We start from the raw sequence: 19404 nt of genomic DNA, 5'->3' as shown, positions 1-19404 counted from the left end.
CATATGTCTACCGTAACTCATGCGAAACGCGCAATGCGCTTTTAATAGTCCCCTTACGCACACCAGCAGCAAGTACCATAGCAATAGCTAAGGAAAGATGTCGATGAACATCACGACCACCAATTTGATCAGCTAATTCGGCTAGTTCATCGGATTCGGCTGAGCGATAAACACAATATGAGTGCTCTCGACTCATAAAACCATAACGTTGACGCAATGAATAAAAACTCATTGTCGGTTTTGGTGGCAAATCGAGCGATGGTACAGGAATTTTCGTAACTTTCGCATTGGCAATAGTTGCTTCACTAGAGGCATCATTGGTTAATGCTGTTGACTTTACTTTCGCAACCGTAGGTGTAGTACTAGCACTCTTATTTTGTTGAGTAAGCTCGGCACCAAGTACATCAATATTTACTGACTGTAACGCATTCTTTGCTAAAGTAGCAGCATTAAGCGCAATAACCACAGCAGCCGCACCATCTTCTGCACACACCGACAACGTGTGCTGAACATCTGCAATATTCAGCGGGTATTGCAAAGATAATTCGCGCTGTAACGACATAGATCCAGCGTCGCTCATAATACCTACTGGATTGCCAAGCATATGCAAGAAATCAGCTAAGCGTAACACATTAGCATGGATTTCATCGTCATCATCTCCAGCAACAGCAAATGTTGCAACGCATGAAGAAGGATCACCGTTAATATCACAAGCAAGCTTCCCCAACGCAACAGGATTAGCTGACGATACTAATAATGGCAAACCAAGTGTAGATGCTTCACTACGAATCTCTGGAGGAACTAACGCAGCATACGCTCCAGCATCACGTGCAGCTTCAATCTGGCGACAATCAACATGACCAACTGGCACAAATAAGCAGCCGGGACGCACTTGACGCACATCATGAGCGAGTGAAGTAATAGTTACTCCAGCAGCAAAAGCTGGAACAACTTCAAAACCATAGTTCTTAGCAGCAAAACCTAAGGTCACTCTTACTCTTGCATATTCATCAACAGCATTCATCGCACACCCTACCCTACGTATAACAAATATTGTAATACGTGCATCACCAATTTACTGCAACTGGATTTGTGCGCGGAGCCGAAGCTGGAATATCATACTTCTGCATAAGGAATTCACCAATGGTCTTAAACAATGGACCTGCAGTCATACCACCATACACACCTTGAGGATCACGCAATACAACAGTAATAACAAAACGAGGATTATCTGCCGGAATAGCACCCGACCAGTCACTAATCGTAGAACTGAGTCGACCATCAGCTCCAGCAACTTCAGCAGTACCACTCTTTGCTGCAACACGATAACCATCAACTCCAGCAAAGCGGTGATAATGTTCACCAGAATTTTCCAAAGCATTCATCATCTGTGCCGCAACATTTTCATCCAAAACACGCGTTGCTTCAGGACGAGCAGGTTTTGTGACATGACCATTAGCATCAATAACTGACTTTATTAATGATTGACGCAACTTAACACCTTTATTAGCAATAGTTGCCATGGCATTCGTAAGTTGCAAAGCATTCACAGCATAACCTTGACCGAATAGTACCGTATCTTTTTTGCGACCATCCCAAGATTGTACGCTAGGAAGTAAGCCGCGAGATTCACCTTGCAAATTCAAACCAGAATATTGTCCAAGACCGAACTTAGCAAGATATTCATAACGCTTGTCCAATGGGTACTTTTCACCAGCCATTACCATGCCAACATTTGAAGATTCAGCAAGAATACCAGCTAACGTCCAACGTTCTACACCATGATCAACAGCATCATGATACGTTTGCCCATTTTTATTAAGATTATTCGGTACTGCAAATTGATCGGTAAGCTTATGCGCACCAGTTTGCAGCATACCCGACATTGCGAAAGCTTTACCAATAGAGCCAGGTTCAAAAGTTTGACTTACCGCACGTGAAACGTTTACTTTAGCAGCAGTGGTACCGGCTTTAATATCATCAGTATCTTCCAAAGCAAGAATTTCACCAGTATGAACATCCTGTACTACAGCCACACCCCAAGCTGCATGATACTGTTTCTTACCGTCAAGTAACACTTTTTTTACATACCAATCAACATCACTATCGATAGTAAGCTTAACGTCGCTTCCATTAACCGCAGGTTTAGACTCAGTTACAGTACCAGGAATTTTCTCATTGCCCGCGTTATTGCCTTGGTAACGCTGATACCCATCTACACCATTCAGTGTTGAATCATGCGTAAATTCAAGACCAGTAACACCAACTTCGCCTTTACGACCTTTCATACCTTTACGGTTAACTTCATCCGCATGAGTTACAGCACCAATAACAGAACCAAGAATTGGTCCACTAGAATACACGCGTTCACTACTATTTTCGGCATAAATACAGCCGGAAAGATTAAGCTTATCGATAGCACGCTTCACAGCCGGAGTAACGTTGCGTTTCAACAATACGTAACGGCCAACACCAGCTAATTTGCCACCAAGTTCTACAGAACTCATATGCAACAACGGTGCAAGTAAACGAGCAACCGCCACAGCACCCGTACCTTCCACTGGCTTGCCATCAATCATGTGACAATTACCCTCAGTTTGTTTCGTGCATGGTGTCGGTTTAAAAGCCTGCGCATTAAGAGGGTCACCAATAATATTAAATCGTTCTACACTTTGCGCCAAAACAGCGCCATTAGCGTCCAAAATCCGCCCACGTCGTGCAAGAATCGGCCGCACACGGCTACGCTCTGCTTGTGCTGCTTGTGCCGTAGAACGAGCGTTAACCAGTTGAATAAAGCTCAGCTTTACTATTGCACCTATACTGATAAATGCAAAAATTATGGCAATAACAGTGCATTTACGAACAAAAATCTGCTGATTGGCGAAACGTTGTTTCATGAAGTGACGCATCAATGTTTCTCCTGTTTTACTTGATTCTGCTGATTCTGCTGTTGATTGTGCGAAGTGATCTGTTTGCTTGATTGCTTACAATCCGCTCGATTGCGTTTTCGTTTCGCAGCATAATCACTAAGATCAATAGCAATAGAACCTTGCTGCGGAACCATACCCATGCGTTGTGCTCTTGCTGGAAGTTCCGCCTCTAAAGTATCTAATTTCGCTTGCTTTGCCTCTACATCTTGGCGCAAACGCGCAATACGTGACTGTACTGCTGTTTGTTCAAATGAAAGCTCAGCCATCTGTGTACGAAGTAGTAAAGAAGTTGACAATGTAGCAACCATTGCAATTACAACAATCATGCAATTTATTAACGGCACTTTACGCGTGTTGCTCCACACCATAACTTTGCGAAAACGGTTGCATACACCTGAAGATTGAGACTGCACTGAGCTAAACACCGCAGACGTTGAATTATGTGCATAATCTTTACGAACAGACGCATCTTTTGAACGACCTGCAGGAGCCGATGTAGTAGATGAATGCAATACACGATTTTTCATATTCAACACCATGTCAACAGCCTCCGTTGCGAAGCGTACGACCGGCTGCCTCATCTTCCAACCTAGACATCCAACGCTCAGGAATAGGACGGCATAATTCAACTGCGCGTAAGCGTACTGAGGAAGATCGAGTATTATGTGCAATTTCTTCTTGAGAAGCTTTCATTGCGCCGCGAGTAAGTGGCGCAAAAAATGGTTGCGCATCATCAGGAATAACCGGCATATTGGCAGGAACATCAACCGATAAGCCTTGATTCATAAAACGCTTAACTGTAGTATCTTCCAGCGAATGGTAGGATTCTACTACTAAGCGACCATGAGCACGAAGCCGTAGCGCAATCTTAGGAAGCGTACGACTGAGCTTATCTAACTCTCCATTCACTTCAATACGAAGAGCTTGGAACACACGTTTAGCTGGATTACCAGCAGCACGATGAGCTTTAGGAATTACAGCATCAACTAAATTCACTAATTGACTAGAAGTAGTAAGTGGTTGTGCTACGCGAGTTTCTACAATACGACGAGCAATAGGAGCTGCAAAACGCTCTTCGCCATACTCGCGGAAAATTTTAGTTAATTCACGTGCATCGTACGTAGCTAAAATAGTTGCAGCAGTAGTTGATTGCGTAGTATCCATGCGCATATCAAGCGCAGTATCGTGCGAATATGAAAAGCCACGTTCCGTTTCATCAATTTGTAAGCTGGAAAGACCTAAATCCATAAAAGCAGCGTCAATACGATTGATGTGATGTTCACGCAACACCTCATCAATTTCATCAAATGCGGCATGCGCTGGAATAAAACGCTGAACTAAACCTTCATTACGCATGCGTTCTGTAGCTAAAGAAAGCGCTTCAGTATCGCGATCAATTCCAATAAGCGTAGCATGAGGAGCAGCTTTAAGAAAAGCAGTAGCATGACCGGCAAGACCGAGAGTGCAATCTACTACAATTGCACCCTCATGCTGCAGAGCAGGAGTTACTAAATCGACGCAATCTTGCAAGAGTACTGGTGCGTGAATAGTTGTAATATCTGTCATCACATCACCGCCGGAAGCACATCATCAGCGATATCGGCATACCCTTGCTCACGATCAGCAAGATACTCTTCCCAAGCAGACTTATTCCAAATCTCTGCACGCGTACCAACACCTATAACAACAATTTCATCGCCTAAATTTGCATAATCTCGTAACATAGGCGGCACAACAATACGACCCTGCTTATCTGCTTCCTCATCGACAGCACCAGAAAGAAATACGCGCAAATAGTCACGAGCTGATTTATTGCTCATCGAAGTACGTTGAATTTGCGCAGTCATACGTTGAAACTCAACCATAGGAAGCACATAAATACAGCGCTCTTGACCACGAGCCATCACAAACCCTTTGCCAAGCTGAGCACGGAATTTTGCAGGAAGCGCCACGCGTCCCTTGTCGTCAATTTTTGGCGTATACGTACCAAGCAAAATAGGTGAAAAAGATGGAAGCGCTGGATCGTAAGATGCTTGCGGAACTTGCGGAGTCTGAGGAATCTGCGCAGACTGAGAAGTCAAATATGATGGTGCAATTGGCATAGCTGTAGTTTGGGCAGCTGAATCTGCAACACCGGATGGAGTGGAAGTGAAGACCGGTGTTGGCATTGGCTGCTGCATGACTGGCATAGCATTTGGTGGCATTACAAAGTAGCCCTGAGCTGACTGCATAGGTTGATGAGGTGCAACAGGCTGCACATACTGCTGTTGCGAAATTTGCGAAACTGGCGTTTGCAGTGGCATCTGCATAGGCGAAGAACCGCTAGATTCCGCAGTCGATTGAACCTGATGTAAAGAATGCTGTGAGGAAGAATCAGCTTCATTCTGCGGTTGCTTGCGAGCAGCACTATGAACCATATTCCACCTCCTTAGCTCAACATGCACTATGCCATTTGCACGTTATTCACCATATTAACCCATTCATCACCAAAAATCCCCACTTTTTTACAAAAATTTTGTTTTTTCCACACTTTTCCACCTATATCAATCAAATAATGAAACAAGAAAGGGGTTATAGGCCAAAAGTGTGTAAGAAATCATGTCTTAGGCCTTGCAATACAAGCGTTTTGCGGCAATCGAATCTGTCTGCTGCACATTCGCCACCTGGACAAAAAGTGTGTAAAAAATCAGCTCATAACCCTTACGGCAGTAAGGCTCGCAGCATATCGAATGTGGGCTATTTCTTATGCTAAGCGGCATTCCAAGTATGTATTAGCTGAATATAACAATACATCGTCAAACGCTGTTACTAGCGCAGTTTACGTACTGCGCGAAGAACGTATAACCCCGCTTATTCGTTATTAACGCAGATTACGTACTGCACCAGTAACATACAACCGTTACTTTCTCAGATACTTGACTGAGTTTTTAACAGTGTTTGAGTGATTACCGTTATTTCCTCAGATAGCTAACTGAGTTAGTAACAGTGTTGAGTCTGTGGCTTATGCCACAGAATATTCATCAGCCTAGCTTTACACACTTTTGGCCTATAACCCCAAGAAAGATTATTATGTTGCCAAACAATAAAAAATGCTGGAAGCTATTAGCTTCCAGCATTTCATCAATATAAGTGAATAAACAAACTCACTACAACGGTTTTATAGGCGCGGCAAATACTTTTCTAGCTCGAAAGGCGTCACCTGGCGACGGTATTCCTCCCACTCCTGGTGCTTATTACGCAAGAAATATTCAAACGCATGCTCGCCTAACACGCTTGCCACAAAATCAGACTTCTCCATAATCTTCAAAGCTTCATCCAACGATTCTGGCAATGGCTGAATCCCCATCGCCTGACGTTCAGCATCTGTAAGCTCCCACACATCGTCACTCGTTGGCTCACACAATGTCATTTGCTGTTCAATACCATCTAAACCAGCAGCCAAAAGCACAGAGTAAGCAAGATACGGGTTCGCTACAGGATCAAGCGCACGGAATTCCATACGGCAAGAATTGCCCTTACCAGGCTTATACTGCGGCACGCGAAGCAACGCAGAACGGTTGCTATGACCCCAGCACACGTAGCTAGGAGCTTCCGCACCACCCCACAAACGCTTATAAGAATTCACATATTGATCAGTTACAGCACAAATTTCGGAAGCATGATACAAAATACCTGCAGCAAACTGACGGGCAATCAATGACATATTAAACTCTTGACCAGCCTCATAAAAAGCGTTTGTGTCACCTTCAAACAAACTCAAATGCGTGTGCATACCCGATCCAGGCTGATCAGTTAAAGGCTTTGGCATAAAGCTTGCATACATTCCACGCTCAAGAGAAATTTCCTTCACCACAGTGCGGAAAGTCATAATATTATCCGCAGTAGTAAGAGCATCAGCGTAACGCAAATCAATTTCGTTTTGACCAGGTCCACCCTCGTGATGCGAATACTCTACAGAAATACCCATCTGCTCCAGCATGCTTACTGCACTACGACGAAAATCCATAGCCGAACTACGCGGCACATGATCAAAATATCCACCCTCATCAATTGGCACTGGAGTTTTAGACCAATCATCTTGAGCTTCAAACAAATAAAACTCAATTTCTGGATGAACGTAGAAAGTAAAGCCTTTTTCTTTTGCTTTTGCGAGCGCAATTTTAAGCACGTGACGAGGATCTCCTAGCGAAGGTTCGCCATCAGGAGTTAACACGTCGCAGAACATGCGTGCTGTGCCTTCTGGACCTCCGTGCCACGGAAGGATTTGGAAGGTTGACGGATCCGGCTTCACAATCATGTCGTCTTCCAAAACGCGCGTCATGCCTTCTATTGCCGAGCCATCGAAGCCAATACCCTCTTCAAATGCTGCTTCTAGCTCTGCAGGAGCAATAGCTACGGATTTTAACGTGCCAAGCACGTCCGTAAACCAGAGTCGAATAAACCGCACGTCGCGCTCTTCAACAGTACGTAGAGCAAACTCTTGTTGTCGATCCATAATTAGCCCCTTGGGTAGCATTCAATAGCATGCACAATCAAATGCATGCACAGTCACGTGTAATTGTAGTGTATTATTGCATATTATGCTGCAAGTATCACAACTATATGCAATGAATTTACGTAATTGTAATGTACTTACGCAATTGTGATAAATGCAGTCATATCATGATTTGTTTGAATTACCATATTTTTGAAATATTCTTATTGCATCTCCATCGCTGAAATCATCACTGTCAAATATTTTCACGCCTTGTTTTGCAATGCTGTTAACGTCTTCCATGCAAATAGCAAGATCTTCTACTGTTCGAGACCACACCGCTAGTGCCATTGGCGCCACAATGTCTTGCGGTTCAACACTATATTCGTAAACTTTTGCTGTTAATTTATCTGCTCGATTGGTGATAAGCATAACATCCATTCCGCGGAAGAAATCGACAAATTTTTGCACTGCTTCTTCTGGCTCATTGTTGTTCAAATGCTTTAATACCGCAACAGCACCTTGTTCTTCGTCAAAGCATTGTGCTGAAACGCTAACCATTTTGCAAAAAGCTGCTAATAATTGTGCCGGAGTAACATAAGTGACTATCATAGCAACCTTGGCTTTATTACCAAGTAAACCTTGTAAATCTTCTTCAAAATTAGCTTCTTCAATATTACGCATAGCTTCATCAAGCGCAGCATCTTCATGATCTTCACTATTATTTTGAGAATTTTTAGACTTAGTGTTATCTGTAGTATTCGCAGCATCTTCCTTAAATTCTCGTTCAAAACCTGCGAGCGCATCGTTTAATTCAGTATCAGTAAAAGAAGTACGAATTGGCTCATTATTTTCATGAGACGCATCATGATTGTTCTGTTTATTTGTCATTTCTTCTTCTTTACGTAGTATATTCGAGTCGGATTGATGTACATGTATGCTATCAAATTCATTACACAAAAGTACACACATGCAGCACGTTACGCACTTGGCAAACAGTTAGAACCAAATACGATTTTCATTTCCGCAAACAGTGATGTGTCTCGCTTAACACGAAAAGTATCACCAAAAGTGAGCACTTGCGCTCTACCCGTATTGTCAAGTAGCGCTAAACGAACTTGGCAGCAGCCGGGGTGACGGCGCAAAATATTGCTTAATTCTGCTACATGGGCTTTATCTAATGCTTGATGAGGTAGCACAATAGTCAAAGGTCTTTCGTCCACTGATTCTAATGTTGGTACTTCAAATTCTGTAGCACGCATCGATACTGTTTCGTCTCGCACTTCAACTTGACCGCGAATACGCACAACTTGGTCAATTGCAAGTTCCTGAGCCGAAGCTTCGTAAACTTTACCAAAGAACATACATTGAATGGAGCTTTCCATATCTTCAACAGTCACAATCGCCCAAGCATTACCTTTACGAGACACTCGCCTATCGACGCTGGTAACAAGCCCCGCAATCGTCACTTGCTGACCATCACTCATCGTTTTTGCACGATCAATAAGCTGAGCAATAGTCATTTCACGCAAGTCTGCTAATACTGCCGACAACCCGCTAAGAGGATGATCTGAGACATACAAACCCAACATTTCACGCTCAAAATTAAGCTTCGTTTTTTTATCCCACTCTTCAACATCCGGCACAGTGATTTGCATATCTCCCAAACCAGAGTCGTCAGATGAGTCAGAAGACGAGTCGATGTCTGCAAATAAGTCAAACTGTCCTTCTGCCTGTTTACGTTTCAGTGCAATTACTGAATCAATCGCAGGATCGCAAATTTGGAACAGTGCGCGACGATTTGAGTCAATAGAATCAAAAGCTCCAGCTTTAATAAGCGATTCCACTAAGCGACGATTTAACGCTGTTATTGGCACGCGTTTAATAAAGTCCATAAAGTTTACGAAGCGTCCACGACCGCTTTCACGCTCAGCAATAATATCGTTCACTGCTTTATCGCCAACGTTACGAATAGCACCTAAGCCAAATCGCACAACATCACCAACAGCGGAATATTCAAGCACAGATTCATTCACATCTGGTTGTAGAACCTGAATACCCATACGTCGAGCTTCACCTAAGTATAGTGCGGTTTTGTCTTTATTCGTGCGTTCGTTTTGCAGCAAAGCAGCCATAAATTCAACCGGATAATGCGTTTTTAAATATGCCGTCCAGTAAGAAATTAATCCGTAAGCTGCAGAGTGAGCTTTATTAAACGCGTATCCGGAGAACGGAACCAAAACATCCCACACTGCTTGCGCAGCTTCTTCTGAATAACCGTGCTCTTTCATACCCTCAAAGAATGGAACCTGCTCTTTTGCCAGCACTTCCGGCTTCTTCTTGCCCATTGCTCGACGTAGCACATCTGCTTTACCAAGACTATAACCCGCTAAAATACGCGCAGCAGACTGCACCTGTTCCTGGTAAACAATAAGACCATATGTTTCATCCAAAACTTCCTTAAGAGGTTTTTCAACTTCTGGATGAATTGGAATAATATCTTGCAAACCGTTTTTGCGTTTAGCATAATTCGTATGCGAATCCATATCCATAGGACCAGGACGGTACAGTGCAATTAAAGCAGAAATATCGTTGAAATTATCTGGCTTAAGGGTGCGCAGTAATGCGCGCATGCCGTCAGAATCAAGCTGGAAAACGCCTAAAGTATCTCCCCTAGAAAGGAGCTGATACGTGGGCCTATCGTCTAACGGAATTTTTGTGTAATCAATAGGATCTTTACCATTATGCTCAATATTGCGCAAGGTATCGCGAATAACCGTCAAGTTAGAAAGACCCAAAAAGTCCATTTTAACTAAGCCAAGCGTTTCGCATGTGTGATATTCAAAAGTTGTGGTAATAGTACCGTCAGTACGTTCAAGAAGCGGCGAAGTGTTGGTAATTGGCTCAGAACCCATAATTGTTGCGCAAGCATGCACACCAGTTTGACGAATCAAACCTTCAATACCTTTTGCTTCTTCAGTAATACGACGCGTATCTGGATCTGCTTCATACAACTCGCGAAACTCGCGAGCTTCAGCATAACGTTTTGATTTTTCATCAAAAATATCGTGCAAACTTACGTCTTTACCATTTTTTGTTGGAGGCAATGCTTTTGTAATTTTTTCGCCTACTGAAAACTCGTAGCCCATAATACGCGCAGAATCTTTAAGCGCCTGCTTAGTTTTAATAGTTCCGTAAATAACGCACTGAGCTACCTTATCTCTACCGTATTTTTCTCCAACGTATTCAAGTACTTTCGCACGACCATCTGGATCAAAATCAACGTCAATATCTGGCAAGGATACTCGCTCTGGGTTGAGGAAGCGTTCAAAAATGAGACCGTGCTTCATAGGGTCAAGCTCCGTAATACCCATTGCGTACGCAACCATAGCGCCTGCAGCAGAACCACGGCCAGGACCAACCATTACACCATGCTCTTTAGCCCAATTAATATAATCCGCGACCACAAGAAAGTAGCCACAGAACTGCATTTGACAAATCACACCACATTCATAATCAGCCTGTTTTAACACTTCCATTGGCACATGATTGTTGTAACGCCATTCCAATCCTTCCTCAACTTTTTTAAGGAATAGCGAAGTCTCATCCCAACCTTCCGGGCAATCAAATTGAGGCATAAAAGCGCCATCTTCGCCGTCGTCGAACATAACATTACAACGTCGAGCAATCTCAAGCGTATTGTCACAAGCTTCTGGAAACTCCTTAAAAAGCTCACGCATTTGCTCAGCGGACTTCAAATAGTATCCTGAACCGTCAAACTTAAAGCGGTCAGGATCGTCCAAGCGTGAACCGGAATTAATACAAAGCATAGCATCCTGCGCTTCACGATCTTCCTCATGAACGTAATGCAAATCGTTCGTGGCAAGAAGTGGAGCGTTCAACTTCTTCGCAATTTCAAGTAAGTCTTTTGTTACGCGCGTTTCGATGGAAAGCCCATGGTTCATGAGTTCAATAAAGAAATTATCGCGTCCAAAAATATCCTGAAACTCGCCTGCAGCACGCAAAGCTTCCTTAAACTGCCCCAAACGAAGACGCGTTTGAATAATTCCAGAAGGGCAACCAGACGATGCAATAACACCTTTTGAGTAAGTTGCGAGCACGTCTTTATCCATACGTGGGTAACGCATCACGCGCCCTTCAAGATTTGCAACAGAAGATGCTTTCAAAAGATTCGTTAAGCCGGTATCGTTTTCCGCCCACATTGTCATATGCGTAATTAAGCCGCCGCCGGAAACATCGTCTGCACGCTGATCTTCCGTACCCCAGTGCACGCGGCTTTTGTCTTGACGAGCAGTCTCAGGCGTCACATACGCTTCAATACCAATAATCGGTTTAATACCAGCTTTTACAGCCGTACTCCACATTTCGTACGCACCATGCATGTTGCCATGATCAGTAATTGCTACAGCTGGCATACCTAATTCTTTAGCACGATTAACTAAATCGGGAATTTTCGACGCACCGTCAAGAAGAGAATAGTGCGTGTGATTATGCAAATGTACAAAATTGGTTTCCGGCTGAGTCATAGATGCTATTCTATAAGCGAAAGTTGACCAAGAAATCGAGATAATGCTACTTTGATAATTCTCGCATACCTTCTAACGCGTGTTGCAAATCAGAAGGATAATGCGACTGTACTGTCAAAGTTTTACCGCTTCTTGGATGCGTAAAAGTGAGTGCCATTGAGTGTAACCATTGCCGATGCAAACCAAGTTGTTCAGCTAGCACAGGGTTAGCTCCATACATTGAATCGCCAACTAAAGGATGACCAATAGACGTAAAATGCACGCGGATTTGATGCGTACGACCTGTTTCCAAATTAACGCTAGCCAGTGTTGCTCTACCAAAACGTTCAAGCACATCCCAATGTGTTACAGCAGGTTTTCCATCTGGCGTGATTGTGAAACGAAAATCCGAAACTTTTGCGCGACCAATAGGAGCTTCAATTGTTGCTTTATCTTGCGTTAAGTCGCCTTGCACAAGCGCATGATAAGTTTTTGTAACAGTATGATTTGCAAACTGTTTTTTCATTACTTCATACGCTAAATCCGTTTTACAGACTAGCATTAAACCACTTGTGCCAACATCCAAGCGACTTACAATACCACGACGAAACTCATCTCCAAGAGTAGTTAAAATATTAATTCCGCGCTTTGTTAAAGCATCAACAACAGTTGGACCATTCCACCCGTTAGCTGCGTGAGCTGCCATACCAACTGGTTTATCAACAATCACAATATCGTCATCTTGGTAAGCAATAACCATATTATGTTCTACTATTTGATTTGCACCTTGTTTTGAATCTTGATTGCTGTCTTGCACTACCTCACTGTTACTCTTATTCGCAAGAGACTTTTCGCTAACTACGTCATCACAAAGTATTTCGTCACCGCTAAGCAACAACGAAGACTTATTTGCTTTACGATGAGCAAGATACACAATACGTTTCGCAATAAGTTCACTCGCTTTTGAGCGTGAAATATTACGTAATTGCGCTATAGCAACATCAAAACGGCAGCCAACTAAATCTTTTGGAACTAGCATACTTTTTGCACAACCTACTCATTACTTTCGTCAGAAGAAAGTTGATTTTTATATGTGCTTTCGGCTGGTTGAAAAGGAAATTCAAATATGACTAGTATTACAAACCATACGCCTGCAATAGCTAAAATAATATCTGCAACATTACCAACTGACCAACCGTAATTAATAAAGTCAATTACTTTGCCATCCAAAAAATGTTCAGCATACATAGCACGATCAATTAAATTACCAAACGCTCCGGCAAAAGCGAATGATAACGCAAGCGTCCATTGCAATGAACTCGTACGACGAATCGCTACCAACATTGCAATACAAGCTACAATTGCCAATATGCTAATACCACACGTTGCGCTAGATCCTAAACCAAATGAAGCACCAGGATTCCTTACCAGTGACAACGACAGCACATTATGAATAAGCTGAATATGCTTGCCACTAGCTAAACCATGGAGCGCCCACAGTTTAGTTACACGATCTATAACAAGACCAATAGTAACTACAAGTGCAAAAACGGCTGCGCGAATACGCAGCCGTTTCACACGCACATCTCTATGCGTCAATTTTTATCCGATCTTCAATTTCAGCGTACTATCAGCATATACTACACAACCAGTTCACACTAGCTACCTAGCTTACATGCTGTTTTACTGAAAACTATGCCTACTTGTTAGCTTCAGCCTGAGGTTGTTGACCTAGCTCAGCATACGCATTCTCATCAGAAACTTGCGCAACAAGCTGACCAAGGAAATCAGTCAAACGAGTACGATATTCAGTCTCAAACTGCTTAAGACTCTGAATATTGCCTTCGATAACCTGAGTCTGCTTCTCCAAGTTCTCACGCACCTGACGAGCGTAAGCATCAGCAGCTGTACGGGTTGTAGAATCGTAGTCAGCAGCACGATGTTGTACTTCTGCTTCATACTGATCAGCTTGATCATGAGTCTGCTTGGAATAATCGTCAGCAGTTTGACGAACCTTACCAGAATAAGCATCCGCCTCATTATGTGCACGCGAAGCATAAGCATCAGCGTCACTACGAGTACGAGCCGAATAATCATCTGCATCGCCACGAGTCTGCTTACCGTATTCTTCAGCCTCAGAACGAGTACGAGCCGAATATTCATCGGCTTTAGCAACAGTGTCGTTGTAGTGAGCCTGCGCTTCTTCAACAATTTGTTGAGCTTTCGCTTTACCTTTATCAACATACTGATCGTGCAATTGCATAGCAAGCGTCAACATAGCAGTAGCGCGCTCTGGCTCCGAACCTTGAGCTTCAGCACCAGCACCAGCAATCTTCTGTAAGCTACCAGTTTCTGTATTCGGCTCCAACTTTGCAACCTGTTGACGAAGCTGTTCTTCACGCTGACGAGACTCTTCCAACTGCTTGGCAAGTTCAGCAACCTTAGTGTTCTCCTGCTGAGTCACTACCAACTGCTGGCGAACTGTTTCAAGTTCACGACCCAAGTTTTCACTACTAGCGCGGAAATCATCACGCTCACGAGTAACGTTTTCAAGTTCCTTCTGGAGTTGCTTAGCATTATCTGCTTGCGCAGTTTGCGCCGTCAACTGATCAACTTGAGCACCCAAACCATCCAACTGCTCCTTCAATTGCTGGTTTTGAGCAGTCAAAGCACGATTGCTTTCTTCAGCTTCACGTAACTTCACCGTAGTAGCTTCAAGCGAAGCAGCAGCTTCATTATTGTCACCTTGCTGCTTGTTAGCGTTACGCAACGCTTCATTTTCTTGAGTTAAGGACTCTACTTGAGAAGTTAATTCAGCAATCTTAGTATTCAAGCCGGCAACATCGCGACCAAGCGACTGCGTGGACTGACCTAGTCCTTGCACTGCCTGCTGACCAAGTGCTTCTATTGTTTCTGTAACTTGATCGAGAAATTCGTCAACCTCGTCAACGTCATACCCACCCTTGAATCGTACAATTTGGAAGGTATGCTCTCGAATGTCCTTAGGCGTCAACAGAGTCATATGCTTTACACCTCGCTTTTGGGACGCATCTCTTTGATATATATCTCTTCGATGCTATCACGTCCGCAGAAAATTGGGATAGTTAATACAAAAAATTTATATTATAAAACGCCGGTTTTATAAAAATTATAATCACCGAACACAACAATGGCACTCATAATATGATTTGTAGTGCGTATAACACAACATATAAAAGCATATAACTCACATCAATGCTTATATTGCCGCAGCGCACAGGCGGAACAAATCTGCGCAACCAACGTAACGGCGGTTCCGTTATAGAGTAAATGATATTCATAAGAACAGCAAAAATTCCTTGAAGACGCATGCGAGGAACTAGGACCATGAGCCAATCGACAATCATGCGGATAACCATAATACATAAATAAGCGCCAATCAGCATGCGCACAATAAACAACATAATGAACAAAAACGATATTGCTGACAGCATTGCAATAATTGATATTATTACTTGCAACCTACACTCCTACTCACTTCTAACTGCGTGCATCTCCGTACCATTATGTCACCAAAATCATTGCTGGACGGAACATTACGTACATACATTACGTGAATTGCTAACTTACACAATAAATCTTTACATACGCTCCTACATTACTACAACATACAGCGCAGCTGCATCTACGCATGTATCTACATCTAAAGATGCTACCGCTACGTACCGCTACATACCGTTACGTATCGTCGCATGCAGATAAGACTTCACTTTAGCGAGATATAATCTCACTGGCTACACAATTATAGAGGAAAGGCTAAGTATGACTGTTCTTGTTACTGGTGGGTGTGGATACATTGGCGCGCATGTAGTTCACGCATTGCACGAAACTCATCAAAATGTCGTCGTCGTTGACGACTTAAGCTACGGAAAACCTACACGTATCGAAGGCGCACGACTGTATGGCATGGATATTGCTTCCCCTGATGCAGGAGCGCGTCTTGCACAGATTATGAAAGATGAACATGTTGATTCAGTGATTCATTTTGCAGCACGCAAGCAGGTTGGTGAGTCAGTTGAAAAGCCACTATGGTACTACCAGCAGAATATTAACGGCATGCTCAATGTGCTTGAAGGAATGCGAGAAAGCGGTGCAAAGAAACTCGTATTTTCTTCCTCAGCTGCAACCTATGGCATACCACCTGTTGAAGTAGTACCAGAAGACGTGGTTCCAATGTTGCCTATTAATCCGTACGGTCAGACCAAGCTATTTGGCGAATGGATGGCACGTGCATGCGAACATACCTACGGTATTCGTTTCTGCGCTTTGCGCTATTTCAACGTAGCTGGATGCGGTCCGGTGGAATTGGAAGATCCTGCTATTTTGAATTTGATTCCTATGTTACTAGATCGCTTACAGCGCGGTAAAGCACCTGCTATTTTTGGTGACGACTACCCTACTCCGGATGGCACTTGCATTCGCGACTATATTCATGTTTCCGATTTAGCAGACGCTCATATTGCAGCACTTACGTATTTAGATCGTGACGAACGCAAGTATGACGCTTTTAACGTAGGTACCGGCAAGGGCACTTCTGTGCGAGAAATTGTAGACGAAGTGCGAAAAGTTACAGGCTTACCATTTAAAGAAACAGTGCTAGATCGCAGAGCTGGAGATCCTCCCCAACTTATTGGTAGCACAAAGCGCATTAACGAAGAAATGGGTTGGCATGCTCGCTACGATGTAAAGGATATTGTGGAATCAGCTTGGGCAGCTTGGCAAGCAAATCCTGAACATCATATTGATGTTGATTCATGGAAACAGCTTGATGAGCAAAAATAGCGTAAAAATAGCTTTCTTGCTTTATTAGCTTTATTAGCTTTATTAGCTTTATTAGCTTTATCTTAAGCTATAAAATTTAGAATTTTACTGATAAAACGAACATGTTGCCAGTACATAAAAGTGTGCTGGCAACATGTGTTATATATGCAATGTTCATATATGCAACGTGTAATTCATAATTTGCTATTCACACTGCTTAGTTGGTTGCATCAGCTTTCTGAACGCTATTAATAGTGCTGGGATGAGCTGTATGAGCAGCATCATGAACATCAGTATCAATATCAAGGTCAGTGTCAAAATCCGCATCAAAGTCAGTGTCAACGTCAAAGTCAGTATCAGCTATAGTGTCTAAATCCGCATCAAAATCAATGTCATCACTGTCAGACATATCAAAATCAGACTCGTCAAAATCAGATACATTTACATCATCCAAATCAAAAGTATCCAAATCTAAATTATCCAGATTAAAATCATCTACAGCAACATCACCACTATCTGAAGTATCCGAAGTATCTGAAGTATCTGAAGTATCTGAAGTATCATCAGACACAATTGGCGAATCATCATCTTCTGCGGAATAATCCGAAGATACTAACAGCGAAGGTAACTTTTGTTTCAAAGCTGTCAATGTATCGTTATGAACGCTATTATTAATAAACAGCTTTTTCAAAGAACTCAAAGAACTCAAAGCAGAAACATCTGTAACATTCGTGCCAATAATCTTTAGAGTTTGTAAATGCTGCAGAGCAGCTAACGACGAAATGTCAGAAATCTTGGAACCAGATAACTGCAATCTTTGAAGATGTGATAAAGAAGCAAGTGGAGCAACATCTGCAAGAGACATGCCAATACTCAAATCCACAAGATTCGTAAGATTAGCAAGCGGCGAAGCATCAACAGCTTGCTCAATATCACTATTTAAAATCAAGCGTTTCAAACTTGTTGCTCCACTTAAACCCGACAAATTCTCAAGATGTGGTCCATACAGATTTAGCGTATGCAAATGCTTCAAAGCAGCTAACGGAGTTATATCAGCATCCGCAGAAACAGCAATATTCAGATTCTGCAAATTCTTTAAACCTACTAGAGGCTGCAAATCAGTAACTTGAGCGTCAATATCTAAATTCTGCAAATTTGGTAAAACAGACAGCCCGGAAAGATTGATAACACTAGGATCAGAACTCTGTGATGAATCAGCAAGAGACGTAATAATAAGATTTAATGTTTGTACTTGATTCAAACCTGAAAGCTGCGACAAATTAGTACCAGAAGTGACAACAAGACTTAACTTTTGTACTTGATTCAAACCTGAAAGCTGCGACAAGTTGGCAATATGGGAACAATCAAGGAACAAATCTTTAAGATGAGTGAAGTAAGAAAAGTCTAATATGCTAGTAATAGGAGTCGAGCCATCAGCCAAGGAAGCAATATTAAGATGCGTTACTGATGCTGCTTGATCTGGAGTCACATCGTTTACTGAGTTATTTATTACACCACTTGCACGCATACTCTCGAGAACTTGAGATTTCAACGCAGGATGAGTGAATGTAATAAAAGCTTGAGAATTGTTACTTACTGCTGCTTCCGAAGTTTCGCTAGCGTATGCAGTCGAAGGCACCGATACTAACGCAACACCACTGAGTAATGTGGCAGCTGTTGCTAACGTTGCTATAAATTTTTTATTCAACATATGTACCTTCCTTAACTTACCTTTCTTCTTGAATACATGCAATCTGCGAAATGCATGGGCTTTATTCGTTACGATGGTGCAAACACTCTCCGCATGTAAAACAATGCCAAAATTAGCGTACTCGCAGCAAACGAAAAAGGAAGGCTATAGGTCATGTACATAAAAAATCATGTGCCGAGTATTGCAATACAAGTGTTTTGCGGTAATCGAATCTGTTTGCTGTACATTCGCCGCCTGGACAAAACTGTGTAAAAATAAGCTCATAACCCTTATAGCAGTAAGGCTCAATGTATATCGAATGTGGGTTATTTCTTATGCGCATTGGCGTTCGAGGCATGTATTAGATGAATTTTTAACAATAAATCATCAAACGCTGTTACTGGCGCAGATTACGTACTGCGCGAATAACGCTAAATAGCAATTATTCGTTATTAACGCAGATTACGTACTGCGCGAGTAACAATAAATCACAATTATTCGTTATTAACGCAGATTACGTACTGCGCGAGTAACATATGACCGTTACTTTCTTAAGATACTTGACTGAGTTTTAACAGTGTTGAGACTATGGCTTATGCCACAGAATATTCACAGCTTAGCTTTACACACTTTTGGGCCTATAAACCCTATTCACCAAGATTGAATAAAAAAAACGCGGTGCAAAAGCACCGCGACTACAAAGCGTGGCTCCGAGCGGGATCGATCCGCTGACCTAGCGATTTTCAGTCGCTCGCTCTACCAACTGAGCTACAGAGCCATGATGAATAAAAAACCCGGCGAACCGGGCCTCTACTAATCGCGACCCCGGCCGGACTTGAACCGGTGACCTCCGCCGTGACAGGGCGGCGCTCTAACCAACTGAGCTACGGGGCCGTGGCTTCGTTCTCTTGAACAGCCGAGTCACTATCTTACAGAATTCACGGCAAAATGCAAGCCCAACAGCACGTTCGGCGTGTTGCCGCA

Annotated in this window: 14 protein-coding genes and 2 tRNA genes; 1 reads left to right on the top strand and 15 read right to left on the bottom strand. The window is 42.8% G+C overall.

What is annotated here, in order from left to right; genetic code table 11:
* Positions 1 to 7 precede the first annotated feature (7 nt).
* From HXT28_RS00690 to HXT28_RS00635, 12 genes are all read right to left on the bottom strand, one after another.
* Positions 8 to 1024: a hypothetical protein gene (locus HXT28_RS00690; protein ID WP_016637083.1), complete on the bottom strand. Its 1017-nt coding sequence runs from the start codon at positions 1022 to 1024 to the stop codon at positions 8 to 10.
* 43 nt (positions 1025 to 1067) lie between these two features.
* Positions 1068 to 2909 (bottom strand): peptidoglycan D,D-transpeptidase FtsI family protein, encoded by a 1842-nt coding sequence (locus HXT28_RS00685; protein WP_422113673.1) that lies wholly within the window; start codon positions 2907 to 2909, stop codon positions 1068 to 1070.
* Positions 2909 to 3469, bottom strand: coding sequence for a hypothetical protein (locus HXT28_RS00680; protein ID WP_422113672.1), 561 nt, complete (start codon positions 3467 to 3469; stop codon positions 2909 to 2911). The genes HXT28_RS00685 and HXT28_RS00680 overlap by 1 nt, the downstream gene beginning before the upstream one ends.
* 1 nt (position 3470) lies before the next feature.
* On the bottom strand, positions 3471 to 4496 hold the full coding sequence (gene rsmH / locus HXT28_RS00675; RefSeq protein WP_422113491.1) for a 16S rRNA (cytosine(1402)-N(4))-methyltransferase RsmH: 1026 nt from the start codon (positions 4494 to 4496) through the stop codon (positions 3471 to 3473).
* Positions 4496 to 5347 (bottom strand): division/cell wall cluster transcriptional repressor MraZ, encoded by an 852-nt coding sequence (gene mraZ / locus HXT28_RS00670; protein ID WP_032814928.1) that lies wholly within the window; start codon positions 5345 to 5347, stop codon positions 4496 to 4498. Before mraZ ends, rsmH begins: the two co-directional genes overlap by 1 nt.
* Positions 5348 to 6087: 740 nt before the next feature.
* Positions 6088 to 7425 carry a type I glutamate--ammonia ligase gene (gene glnA / locus HXT28_RS00665; RefSeq protein WP_422113490.1) on the bottom strand — a complete coding sequence of 446 codons (1338 nt, stop codon included), beginning with the start codon at positions 7423 to 7425 and terminating at the stop codon, positions 6088 to 6090.
* A gap of 165 nt (positions 7426 to 7590) precedes the next feature.
* Entirely contained in the window at positions 7591 to 8376 is a 786-nt protein-coding gene (locus HXT28_RS00660; RefSeq protein WP_016637491.1) for a hypothetical protein, read from the bottom strand.
* A gap of 8 nt (positions 8377 to 8384) precedes the next feature.
* The gene (gene dnaE, locus HXT28_RS00655) at positions 8385 to 11951 is read right to left on the bottom strand and encodes a DNA polymerase III subunit alpha (protein ID WP_016637492.1); all 3567 of its coding nucleotides are present in this window, start codon (positions 11949 to 11951) and stop codon (positions 8385 to 8387) included.
* Between the two features lie 46 nt (positions 11952 to 11997).
* Complete coding sequence (locus HXT28_RS00650) at positions 11998 to 12969, bottom strand: RluA family pseudouridine synthase (protein ID WP_422113489.1); 972 nt, start codon at positions 12967 to 12969, stop codon at positions 11998 to 12000.
* 14 nt (positions 12970 to 12983) lie between these two features.
* Positions 12984 to 13514, bottom strand: a complete 531-nt coding sequence (locus HXT28_RS00645) for a signal peptidase II (RefSeq protein ID WP_422113671.1) — start codon at positions 13512 to 13514, stop codon at positions 12984 to 12986.
* A 115-nt stretch (positions 13515 to 13629) separates the two neighbouring features.
* Positions 13630 to 14952, bottom strand: coding sequence for a DivIVA domain-containing protein (locus HXT28_RS00640; RefSeq protein ID WP_422113488.1), 1323 nt, complete (start codon positions 14950 to 14952; stop codon positions 13630 to 13632).
* A 154-nt stretch (positions 14953 to 15106) separates the two neighbouring features.
* Positions 15107 to 15430 (bottom strand): YggT family protein, encoded by a 324-nt coding sequence (locus HXT28_RS00635; protein ID WP_230469620.1) that lies wholly within the window; start codon positions 15428 to 15430, stop codon positions 15107 to 15109.
* 301 nt (positions 15431 to 15731) lie between these two features.
* Between HXT28_RS00635 and galE the strand changes: the two genes are divergently transcribed.
* The gene (gene galE / locus HXT28_RS00630; RefSeq protein WP_016637497.1) at positions 15732 to 16751 is read left to right on the top strand and encodes a UDP-glucose 4-epimerase GalE; all 1020 of its coding nucleotides are present in this window, start codon (positions 15732 to 15734) and stop codon (positions 16749 to 16751) included.
* Between the two features lie 196 nt (positions 16752 to 16947).
* Here the strand turns inward: galE and HXT28_RS00625 are convergent, their stop codons facing one another.
* From HXT28_RS00625 to HXT28_RS00615, 3 genes are all read right to left on the bottom strand, one after another.
* The gene (locus HXT28_RS00625) at positions 16948 to 18441 is read right to left on the bottom strand and encodes a leucine-rich repeat domain-containing protein (protein WP_422113487.1); all 1494 of its coding nucleotides are present in this window, start codon (positions 18439 to 18441) and stop codon (positions 16948 to 16950) included.
* A 684-nt stretch (positions 18442 to 19125) separates the two neighbouring features.
* Positions 19126 to 19198, bottom strand: a tRNA-Phe gene (locus HXT28_RS00620).
* A 42-nt stretch (positions 19199 to 19240) separates the two neighbouring features.
* A tRNA-Asp gene (locus tag HXT28_RS00615) sits at positions 19241 to 19314 on the bottom strand.
* Positions 19315 to 19404 lie beyond the last annotated feature (90 nt).

Origin of the sequence: Gardnerella washingtoni (assembly GCF_049262705.1) — a bacterium.
Classification (GTDB): Bacteria; Actinomycetota; Actinomycetes; order Actinomycetales; family Bifidobacteriaceae; genus Bifidobacterium; species Bifidobacterium vaginale_D.
This window is presented reverse-complemented; position numbering and strand designations above follow the sequence as displayed.